Genomic DNA, 8,390 nt, shown 5'->3' on the forward strand with positions numbered 1-8,390 from the left:
TTTGCAATACGGCAGTTAATATGCCCTCAGCAGACGAAACATCTGATCAATCAGTTCCTCTTCCCGGCTCGTCTGCTCATAATTAAGCTGCGTCCTCGCATAGATTGTCACATGGTCATAATTAGATATCTCCTTTGTGTAATTATCCAAGATCTCCCTGAATTCCTTCTTTTTCTCACCCTTTGTGATATCTGACGCGTTTGCCTCAAATTCGCTTGCGGAAATCTCCGAGTGGGCATATATCAGGCGGACGTTCTTTTCTCCGTATTTCTTCTTCAGCACGTTGACTACGCCTATTTGGCTGGCCACAATCACAAAATGCCCCCTGTTTTCCTCCAAAGATTTCTGAATCTCCGTAATATCGCAGCCATATAGCTTGCCATCATTTCCATAAATGATATAAGAGCGATCACCTCGCTCATAGATCCCCACCCCCTGATCCATATACCGCCTGTAGCCGTTTTCCCTGATATCCGTCAAATCCACATAGGCAGAATTCTCCTCATAATACTCATATAATATCTCATCTGCCCGGGCTCCCTTTTCCTCCATCTCCTCCTTTACCAGTCTCCAGAAACGCTCATACTCATTCTTGGTACGCTCCTTCAGCCTCTGCTCAAAACTGACAAATTCAGATCGGAATTCCGCCTTAAAGCGTTCCTCCATCTTATTCAGATTTTCTTCGATGCTTCTTCTTTGTTCATCATATTCCTTTTTAAGCCTCTCAAGCCAGCTTTTCTTCGGAATATACCGGCAGATCATCTCCCTCCCATCCTCCGGCTCCTGCTGCCTCATGGTATACTTGGGCAGAACCCGGGCCTGGAGCTTTCCCATAGAGAGAAGAGCCCGGATCAGCTCATCCTTTCCTGACGCGGCATTCCCAGCAATGACAAAGATCCTTGGTAGTTTTGGGTACTCCATTTTATGGCGGAGGCGCTTTTCACCTTTGATAATCGGGAGAAGCACATTCCGTAGCTGCATGTCAAGAATCGTCTGATTGCTCAACTCCTCCCCTTCCTCATATTCAATGGAATTTAAAATCACTTTATCAAACAGGATAATATTTTCTATGTAAATCCGGTAGATGGCCACTGCCTTATCATACCTGGCCACTACCTCCTGTTCTGACATATTCCCCCTGTTCTGGGCCTCTCTTTTGAAATCCTCCAGCTCTGGTATTTTTCGGAATAAATACAAGGACAGCACACGGCCGGAGAAAAATTTTTTAATTTCTTCTACAACCCGTATATCATTGACCACAAGAACCGGTGAATTTCCCCTGTCAAGCTCCTCAGACAAACGCTGTGTCTCCATCCCATAGCGTATCCCATATGTCTGATACACTAGATCACATTCCTCCGGAATCTGATGTACATACACTACATCTGCTTCCTCTCCATGCCTGGAACGCTCCAGCTCATCCAGCCGCAGGTATCTTGTCGTATATTTTTTGATAATAACAGGCGAAAAATCCATCCCGTCCCTTTTAAGCTCCTCCCGAAGCTGCCTGATTTTTTTCATTACCAGAGATTTCCCACTTTGGGAAGAGCCCGTCAGGGTTATGATAAACCCTTTATTTCCCATTTCCGTTCTCCTGTGCCCTGGAAAATGTTTCCCGAATTCTTTTAGCAAACTCGGTCACAATATCATCCCAGATGGCGGATTCCACCAGATAAGCCAGATCCGACGTGGGATTAAATTCCTCCTCCACGCCATTTTCCGCGTCATACTCCCGTTTCCCGTTCAATTTAATTTTTTTTCGCAGCACACAGCGCTTTAACTCATTTGGCGTAAGAAGCGCATATTTTGAATTCTGCAGGGACTTAATCTCAAAATCCTCTGAAACCACGCACAGATACGGATCCACAAAGCATTTTGCCTTCACAGACTCCCCGTTAGGCAGCAGGCGCTCAGTGATGACTATATCCCGCCTGAAATCTCTCCGATTGATATCTGGATAATTCAGGGAGAAATTGTAGTATTCATCCGGGCTTAAATTCAACGCTCCCAGATCGGGAAAACGCGACGTTTTCCAGTCTCCCAGGTAAATGATCTTATTTTTATTCGTAATCATCCACTGTACGCTGTCATGTCCGCCCTGCCCCTCATGCTCAATGGTAAAGAGTTCCTCCGCGATTTCGCGTTTGATTGCTTCAATGGTATCGAGATCCTCGGTGCTGACATGTCCTCCCACTGATTTATCCCACAGGCCCTGGTTGTCCTTGGCGTTTTTTGCTCTCTGGTGAATCAGGATTCGCCCTTGCCTGTCAAAGATCAGCGCCCAGACCACGGATTTTACGATGGCCATGTTAGAAAGGAAAGCGTCCCTTGGCCCAATGCCGATCCGGCTTCGATTTTCATCAAAAATATCGATAACCTCCTTCCGGTTCCCCTCCTTTGTCTCCTCTGTAGAATATTTCTGCGCCCCGTTTTCATTCACAAAGTATTCCGTATAATAGCGGACAAACTCATCCAGCCACAGGGAACGGTATTCATCCTTTCCGCTCTCTGCTACATGTGTCCCGGTTTCTTCATCCACTGCCACATCGCCCACATACTGGAATTTTGCGATATTGTCAAATCTGGTTAGCGCCATGGTAATAAAGAGTTCATGGTCGATTTTAATCATGGGAATTGGTATAGGCATATAGCAATTTTTAATAAAAAGACGCTGCCTCTTCTTCGGATCCCTTTGATACTCCTCCAGTTTCTGTCTCTTTACATCCGACGCACGTTTAATTGCCTGTATTTTATCTGCCTCAATCCGGTATTTCACATCCCCCTCTCTTGCTTCAGGCGTGAAGGCATCGATCCATTTCTCAATCGGAAGCTCAATCCTCTTTGAAATATCCGTTTTCCCTATATCTACTTTTATGTTCGCATAAACAGATGTCTGACCCTTTTTTCCTATGACTGCTTCTAATCCACCATACTTATTTGTCTCCTCCAGTACCTGTAAATTTTCCAGATTCCCAAGACAACAAGTAATACCCGCGATTACGTCTCTCAAAATGCGCTTTAAATGGTTGGCAAACCTTGATACAAACTCCGGATCGGAAGAAATGTTCTCTGTTATAAGCTTTACAAATTCCGGATGACCTAAGAAATAATTTTCCGTCCCCATCACTGTGTCTTCTACACATCGCCCTATATACTCTTTAAAAGAGCTTTCACATCCATGGATAGAATATGATTTTAAAATATACTTTCTTTTTTCCTCATAATAAATCTTTCCGAGCTCTTTCGCGTATTTATCTTCTGGCGGCTCGATATTATTTCCCTGATTGCTTTCCTCCAACAGATCCTTCAATTCCCTGATTACCTTGTCCTTAATACCAATCAAATTTCCTCTGGAAAGGTTCCCGTAATCGCCGTCCTCCTCCTGGCTCGCCGTAAGGAGGGCATACTGGGCGATCGTCGTCTCCGACTCCCTTAAAATGTGAATTGTAAAATCTTCTCTTCTAAAATTCGCTTTCAGTGAATCCGCCAGATCGCTCCAGGGGAGATCAAACGCAATCGGGCCGATCAGGCTAATATCAAACCGGGCTGATTTAATCTTTTCCAGTAACCGCTCTTTAGTACATGTTCTAATACTGTCAATCCTCTTTAATTCATCCATTTCTTTCATTCTCCTTTGAATATATGTTTAGTTTTGCCTTTATACGTTTAACATTAACCGGAACATTTTCCTACGAGCCTCAATCGTTGTCCTGAACATTCTTCGCCAGTCTCCATGCCTCCGTATATTTCTCACGGTACTCCTTCATTCTGTAAATATTTCGCGAATATGCCAGAACGGCGATAAACAAAACAAAAGCTAATATTGTCTCAACCACAAAAAGAAACTGCCGCCCTTCCCACAGCCTGTGCTCCACAGACAGGCACGTATAGGTTGCCAGGGCCGCAGATGCCATAACCGGACATTCCGAGAATTTCAAAAAACGCCCGGTGCGCTCCCGGCTTTTCACCTTTGACAGCCGTTGTACTGACGTCTCCCACTGAATCTCCAGCCTCTTTTCCAGATATTCCGATAAATAGGCTGCTATCTTAGCCGATTGCTTCTGGTGGTACGCAAGCTTTACGCATATCGGCAGGATGATAAGAAATGCCAGCAGGCAGCCCTCCGGCACCTTGTGCTGTACGGACAGAAACAGGGCTGCCGAAACCTCCGAAAATAGGCAGATAGACAGTGTTGTATCCTTATTCATAAAATACATCTGTTCCTCCCGCAAAAGCTTATACTCTTCCATAAGATGGCTTGCTGTATCTGTGCTCATAAACCTCCACCCCTTTCCTAACTATATTAGATATCTTAAATGTATCATCTGATACAGCTAAATCCTTTCTGTTAATTCTCTTTTAATTCGTTCTTCATAGGATGCTCGTAATTTTTCTATCAGAGCCATAAGCCTTTTACAATCCTCTGTTTTTTCACTGTCCTGCAGCACAAAGCTCATATGAGACAGCACGCGAAGACGCTCTGCAAGTCCTGCTTCCTCGTTCTTTATCTTTGCCGTTGTATTGACAGAACTTCTGGTTTCGTATTTAAAACCGATGTACATATCCTCGTCGATAATATTAAAATAAAACGCCGGCGATTTTTTCAACGGAATAATATGAATCCTTGAGAGAACAGAGTCAAGAGACATCCATTCCTGTGCGGAATCCAGATTCAATTTTTCATATTCTTCCTGGAATACTTCCTTTATATGAATGATCCGCTCTGCTTTTTTCCGTTGCTTTTCCTCATTTGCCTTGCGGATTTTCTCCCGCTTCTCCTCCGTTCTGGCCTGTTCCATGCCTTCCAGCGCCTGCATCTCTTCTCTCTGCCGGATCGCTTCCTCCGTCTCATAACAGTAGTAGATATCAAGTTTCCTACCTTTGCCGGAGCTCATCAGTTTTAACAGACATTTCGTGAAATCTCCCTCTGTCAGCCGGGTCGCAATGCCGCCAAAGAAAATAATCCGGTTCGTAATTTCAAATCTCTCGGCCTGATGGTAAAGCATATTAAATACGGTTTCCCGTTTATAATAAACGGTTTCATAACAGTTGTTCTCCTCCCGCACAATAAAATCCTCGCCGTAATCAAGGCGCAGCGCCTTTGCCATCTTAGCCGCTGCCATTGTCCAGGTGCAGTCCTGCAGTTCCTTCAGCAGGTACTTTGTAGAATATTCCATTTTCGGGAGATTATCAATGATATCGCGCAGAACCCTCGCCAAAGGTTCTGCATTATCATGTTCTGCGCGGTCAAGCCTGTTTATATGTTCTATGTCCCTGCGGATTACCCCGCACAGCCCGTTGGCCAGGTAACCAAATCGGCTTTCCAGATAGTAATAAACTCCCGACGATTCTGTCACAATAACAGGAATCCCCATGGAAATTGCCTCCCACGCCGACAAACTAAAGGACTCCAGCTCCGAATTCAAAACAAACAGTTTGCTTCTTTTAAGCTGGCTTAACAGCTTTCTTCTGTCTGTTTGGAAATTATGTAACTCAAGCGTAATCCTGACACCTGTTACATCTTCAATTTCATCTATCATATCTTTTGCCATTTGATACAACTTTTCCTTTTTAGCCTCATCATTCAGCCCACAGACGACGACGGGAAATTGCTCCGGCCTGTATTTATCCGGCCCTAGCCGCTTTAATGCCTTTGCAAGCGCCCAGCAGACCTCCTTCCAGTTTTTTTGAATATCAGAATCATCCAGCACATACCCATATGTCAGGATATGATATCTCCCACACCCCTCGGCGCTGTCTGCAGATGTTAATCCCGGGATAATCTCATCTATATCTCTCTGAATATGGTATTCATCCTTCAAAAGTTTTTTAAGAAGCGGCCCGACGCAAAAAATATGATCTGCTTCAAGTAAAAGAGCTTCCTGCCTTCCTAACTTACTCAGCCTTTGTCCGTGCTCCTTAAACCCCTCCCTCAGGTTATATGGCGTATGAATAATCAACGCAAATATACTTTGCATCCGCAGCCTTGTTTTACTGTACTTTGAGAGCTCGCATGCCTCGTTGCCTGTATGGATGTCATGGCCCACCCAAATCATTTCTGCCTGCCTTTTTATCCCTCCCTCCTGAAGAACCTTTCTCACAATCAGATCATAATGCAGCTTTTCCTCATTCTTATCCTTCTGATAACGCACAATATATACATTATTCCTTTTCGCCTTCTCGATCTGCATGTCTGAAACGATACCGTTCAGGATCAGGGCGATTACCCTTGTTTTTCCGGTCACAATATATCCCATACTGCTGCATAATTCCAGATTTACAACATTCACTCCTCCTTTTTCGCTTCCCCAGAAATCGGCAACAAAAACAATCGCCTTCTCGATCCCTTCCATAATTACTTTCTCCTTTGTATCATAATTTAAAGTAACACTTCCGCTCTCCCTGCTGTTACTTTATAATTCGTTATTCGCCGCCTCCACACTCATTGTCTCCAGAAATCAGCCGTCTGCAACTGGCGTAAAATATCCAGCAGCTCTTCCTCCTCTCCTCCTGTTTTTTGTTTTTGTATGATATACTCCATGCTGGCAATGATTTTTCTCTTCTCCTCGATTGAATTATCCCTGATTTTCATGGTCATGCTTTCCGAGCTTCTTGTCTCCAGCAAAACAGTAAAATAAATATCCCGGCCTGACACGATGCTGTAAGTAAGGGGCTGATTTTCCAGCCGGATCAGTACAATCCTTCTCTGAACCTGCTGTGAATAGCGTTTCACACTTTCCACCACCATTTTTTCCTTTGCTATCATCCGCTCTTTTGGATCGCCCGGCAGGCCGTCCTGCGGGAGCTTTCTGGCGTCCAGATCCTTCGCGCGCTCGCTTGCCGCATTTCCCGATTCATAGCATAAAAAAAGCTTTCTTTTCGGATCCTCCTGCAGCCACCTATCTATTTTACGGATTGCCCGTTCCCTGCACAGGGCGCTTGAAATCCCCCCGAAAAAAATAAGAAACCGTCTTTTATCCGGCCGCAGCTCCAGCTCGTTAAGCAGTTCCTCAATACAGGCCTTACGCGTCCTGTAAGTTGCACTATATATCTGTGCGCTGCCTGAATTCTCAATCGGAAGCCCAATCCCCCCGGCCAGCCGTTCCGCCGCCTTATACCATGTATCATCCCGCAATAGTTCTTTTAATTCCGAGGCAGCCTCCCTTAATTCCTTTGTATTCCTGAATACCGTTACAATCCGTCCGGCGACCGTCTCCACATCCTCCCGGCAAAGATGCTGATCCGAGCTTCCCTTCAAATCGACCGGAAGGCACAGGCCGTTCATCCTGAATCCGAACCGCGATACCAGATAATCATACAGCCCGCTCTTTTTTGTCAGAATCAGCGGAATACCGGCAGATATCATCTCCCACCCGGTCATGCCAAAACCCTCGCTGATTGAAACCATAAGCCCTGCGCAATTATTTTTTAAATATGAATATAATCTTTTCCGGTCCTGCGTATAGTTCAGAAAATTGATGCTGAGCCTCCGTCCATTCGCGTACTCCTCCGCTATGCCCCTTAAACGCTTTTCTTCCTCCCTGTCCGCTGTCCCTATAATGTGCAGTACATAATCACGGTTGTTATTCATAATATCAACAGCCCTTCCAAACGCCGCCAGCACCAGGCGCACCTGCTTCACCTGGGCCACTGTTTCCTCAAACCGCCCATATGTAATAATCGCCCTGTTATTGAAAATCTGATTTTCCTGAAAAAAAGAAAGGCCGGGAATTAATTCATATATCTCAGACTCCCGGATTTCCCGAACCCGTTCCATCAGGCGCGGCCCAACCGCAAAAACCTTATCCGCCTGCTCAATAATCCATCTCTGGTTCCCCTCCTTCACAAACCCCTGATTATTAACGCCCTTCAGCCCTTCAATCGTGTCATAATCCGTGTGGATGACAGCAACGCTGATACTTTTCGTAAATCGCGCCAGACGGATCGCATGATGGCCGGTAAAAATATCATGCCCAATCCAGACCGCATTCTTCCACCCCTCCTCATTCTCATAGCCAAAAATACGGCGGCAAATCTCATCGCACTCCTTCTCAGATATCTCTTTTTCCAGGATATTCTGGTGAACCAGTTGGATACGGAGTTCCTGTGCTCTCTCCTCCAAAGCCTTGATACGGCAGCCATCCTCGCAGTTGATAACGAGGGACACAATCTCATCCTCTCCCCTGGCGATCTGTTTGAGCGCAATGCACAGCTCAATATTAACCGTGTTGCTTCCTCCGCTCCGGTAGCCGAATTGATCGGAAATAAAAATCACATATCTTTTTTCAAACACGTTTCCTCCTTGGGATTTTCATAACTTCTCGGAATCTTCAGCCCTTATTTCATGGGGCTTTCAGAACCTATTTTTCAAAAATCACCCACTTTTTTCT

Annotated in this window: 5 protein-coding genes; all 5 read right to left on the bottom strand. The window is 45.2% G+C overall.

Annotated features, from left to right (window positions below; translation table 11 throughout):
- Positions 1 to 15: 15 nt before the first annotated feature.
- The 5 genes from NFS31_RS05560 to NFS31_RS05580 all read right to left on the bottom strand — a co-directional run bounded on the left by NFS31_RS05560 (position 16) and on the right by NFS31_RS05580 (position 8,293).
- Positions 16 to 1,584 (bottom strand): hypothetical protein, encoded by a 1,569-nt coding sequence (locus tag NFS31_RS05560; protein ID WP_251492442.1) that lies wholly within the window; start codon positions 1,582 to 1,584, stop codon positions 16 to 18.
- Entirely contained in the window at positions 1,574 to 3,619 is a 2,046-nt protein-coding gene (locus NFS31_RS05565) for an NUDIX domain-containing protein (protein WP_251492444.1), read from the bottom strand. Before NFS31_RS05565 ends, NFS31_RS05560 begins: the two co-directional genes overlap by 11 nt.
- A 79-nt stretch (positions 3,620 to 3,698) precedes the next feature.
- Positions 3,699 to 4,277 carry a hypothetical protein gene (locus tag NFS31_RS05570; RefSeq protein WP_251492446.1) on the bottom strand — a complete coding sequence of 193 codons (579 nt, stop codon included), beginning with the start codon at positions 4,275 to 4,277 and terminating at the stop codon, positions 3,699 to 3,701.
- A gap of 57 nt (positions 4,278 to 4,334) precedes the next feature.
- Entirely contained in the window at positions 4,335 to 6,353 is a 2,019-nt protein-coding gene (locus NFS31_RS05575; protein WP_251492448.1) for a glycosyltransferase, read from the bottom strand.
- Between the two features lie 89 nt (positions 6,354 to 6,442).
- Positions 6,443 to 8,293 carry a glycosyltransferase family 4 protein gene (locus tag NFS31_RS05580; RefSeq protein WP_251492450.1) on the bottom strand — a complete coding sequence of 617 codons (1,851 nt, stop codon included), beginning with the start codon at positions 8,291 to 8,293 and terminating at the stop codon, positions 6,443 to 6,445.
- Positions 8,294 to 8,390: the final 97 nt, after the last annotated feature.

Origin of the sequence: Otoolea muris, assembly GCF_943193115.1 — a bacterium.
Lineage (GTDB): Bacteria > Bacillota > Clostridia > Lachnospirales > Lachnospiraceae > Otoolea > Otoolea muris.